Source organism: Anaerotignum lactatifermentans, assembly GCF_016902535.1.
Lineage (GTDB): Bacteria > Bacillota > Clostridia > Lachnospirales > Anaerotignaceae > Anaerotignum > Anaerotignum lactatifermentans_A.
On record NZ_JACSNY010000054.1, the window covers coordinates 1 to 356 of the forward strand.

Genomic DNA, 356 nt, shown 5'->3' on the forward strand with positions numbered 1-356 from the left:
ATTGTATGAAAATCAATACAATATGCGGATGTGGCGGAATTGGCAGACGCGCTAGATTCAGGTTCTAGTGGGCATTGCGCCCGTGCAGGTTCAAGTCCTGTCATCCGCAGTCAGAAAGAGATCATCAGAAAGATGGTCTTTTTTCTTTGCGGGGGAGCAAGGGAGAAACACTGGTTTTTGGAAGTTTTTTGAAAAAAGGTGTTGACAAGAGGGGAAAAACGTAGTATCCTAACCAAGCAAGCCAAAATGTATGAAAATCAATACAATATGCGGATGTGGCGGAATTGGCAGACGCGCTAGATTCAGGTTCTAGTGGGCATTGCGCCCGTGCAGGTTCAAGTCCTGTCATCCGCATC

At 46.3% G+C, this 356-nt stretch carries 2 tRNA genes; both read left to right on the top strand.

Going from position 1 to position 356, the window contains the following annotated elements:
- Positions 1-24: 24 nt before the first annotated feature.
- Positions 25-109, top strand: a tRNA-Leu gene (locus H9X84_RS12820).
- Between the two features lie 160 nt (positions 110-269).
- Positions 270-354: transfer RNA gene (locus tag H9X84_RS12825), tRNA-Leu, on the top strand.
- The last annotated feature ends 2 nt before the right edge of the window (positions 355-356 follow it).